The following is a 1,682-nucleotide window of genomic DNA, read 5'->3' as shown; positions in this document are numbered from 1 at the left end:
GTTCACCGCCATCACGGCATTTGCCAAGGAGAACAACATCAACGCCGCCTCTGTCACGGGTATAGGAGTCGAGATTGCAGCGGACGGGTAAAGATGCTCGTCTGGCTTTTCGTTGCCCGCACCGAGAAATCGGAAAAACCGATGCGTTCATCATCTCCGTCACGTCCGATTGGCACGCTACGATCTCTGTAGGCAAACCACCCAGTCCCGAGCTGTGTTCCCGTGGAACATGACTGTCTACTTGAACGTGAGCGCACACAGACGAAACGACGGCGATCGATAGGAGGTTTCGATGACAAACACGATGAGTATCGAAGAACTGTCTAAGAAGTTGAGCAAAATCGATTTCTGTATGTTCAACACCCATGCTCCGGACAGGATTGCCAGCCGACCGATGAGTAATAACGGTGATGTCGAATACGAAGGCGACTCATGGTTTTTCTCCTATGGGAATACGAAGAAGGTTAGCGACATCAATCGCGAAAGCGGGGTTACCCTGACCTTTACCGCGGCCCCCAGCATTCTTGGCAAGCCAGGCATTTTCATCGCCGTGCATGGTAAGGCGACCTTGATCAGAGACAAATGTCTTCCGAACGCCTGGAGAGGACAAAAGGTCCCGGCTCGCTATCGATAACCGCATCGGGTACGAAAAAAAGATAGGGAATGGCTTGGCCTTCCAACTGCTCGGAGAGGCGTAGCAGGACGTTTGCCTCGTAACGGACGTCTATAATCGCGGCAGTAAATTCAGAGCGTCTTCACTCTCTATGAAACTGGCGGAATACGGTCCCTCAAGACTAATCTGGGCATGAAACCAGGCCATTCTGATTTCCGGCGTCACGGTATCAGTCATGCCTATGATCGCCATGGTAAGGCGTTTGACAGTTTGCATGCTTTACTCCTCGCATACCACCGCATTCGTATGTCTTTGCGCCTACCATAACGTCTGAGCCGGATGATTTCAGCCGCCCGGTCGTCCTAACTTATCAAATATGCGCGAGAGTTCTGGCGGGGCGTCGCGCATCTCTTCCCAAGGTGGCATCTTGTGACATTCCCCTCCCCCCTGACCGCTTCGGGGCGGAACAATTGAGGATGAGCGTTGTTAGGATGCCGTGCGCCCAGATGGAGGTATCCTATGCAGGCGAAAGATAATGGCATGGCTGATGCACCACGGGAAAGCATCAGGCCCGAGCAGGATCTGAACCGACCGCTAAGCGAAAGGCTCGATTCGAAGTTTTCACCCGTCGGCGTGGATGACGGCGATTTTCGCGGCCGCAAACGCACCTGGAAAACCATGATGGTCTTTGCGCTGGCGGCTGCCATTGCGCTCTATTTTTTAATAGCGACGCATCCCGGTCGCACCGCGTGAGCCAGCGCCGGCCCGTCATTTCGCCGAGACTTTACCCACCGCGAGATTGCGACCGTCAGTCGACGGTGGAAAGCTCATTTTTGCGTTTCTACCTCGCAGGGGAACATCCACCTGATGGGGCACCGCTACCGGCACTTGGAGCGACCGGGACGCCTGATTGGGGGCTGCGGTATCGGTCAGGGTCATATTAGTCGTTTGAGCGAGACGACTCGCCTCTTCGGTCGGCAGCATATCGCTTTCGAGCAGCTTTGCCGCCGCGAGCGCCAGATGTCGGCTGGGATAAACGCCTCTCATGACATCAGAGATGACGACGGCC

At 54.9% G+C, this 1,682-nt stretch carries 2 protein-coding genes and 2 pseudogenes; 2 read left to right on the top strand and 2 right to left on the bottom strand.

The features are described from left to right. Positions 1 to 304: 304 nt before the first annotated feature. Positions 305 to 583: pseudogene (locus N7578_RS22635) on the top strand (pyridoxamine 5'-phosphate oxidase family protein); the annotation flags it as partial. On the opposite strand, the pseudogene N7578_RS22630 reads toward N7578_RS22635, so the two are convergent. After that, positions 573 to 889: pseudogene (locus N7578_RS22630) on the bottom strand (hypothetical protein). The pseudogenes N7578_RS22635 and N7578_RS22630 sit on opposite strands and share 11 nt — an antisense overlap. Before the next feature lie 243 nt (positions 890 to 1,132). Between N7578_RS22630 and N7578_RS22625 the strand changes: the two are divergent. After that, positions 1,133 to 1,366: a hypothetical protein gene (locus N7578_RS22625; RefSeq protein ID WP_311112599.1), complete on the top strand. Its 234-nt coding sequence runs from the start codon at positions 1,133 to 1,135 to the stop codon at positions 1,364 to 1,366. A 15-nt stretch (positions 1,367 to 1,381) separates the two neighbouring features. On the opposite strand, the gene N7578_RS22620 is transcribed toward N7578_RS22625, so the two are convergent. After that, positions 1,382 to 1,682: hypothetical protein (locus tag N7578_RS22620; protein WP_311112598.1), on the bottom strand; the 301-nt coding region annotated here is incomplete at its 5' end.

Source organism: Agrobacterium tumefaciens (genome assembly GCF_031801495.1).
Classification (GTDB): domain Bacteria; phylum Pseudomonadota; class Alphaproteobacteria; order Rhizobiales; family Rhizobiaceae; genus Agrobacterium; species Agrobacterium tumefaciens_K.
The sequence above is the reverse complement of the archived record's forward strand: the minus strand, read 5'-3'. Positions and strand labels throughout refer to the sequence as shown.

Excerpts from the sequence above, each read along its gene's own strand:
- N7578_RS22625 (WP_311112599.1), top strand. The coding sequence starts at position 1,133 with ATGCAGGCGAAAGATAATGGCATGGCTGATGCACCACGGGAAAGCATC.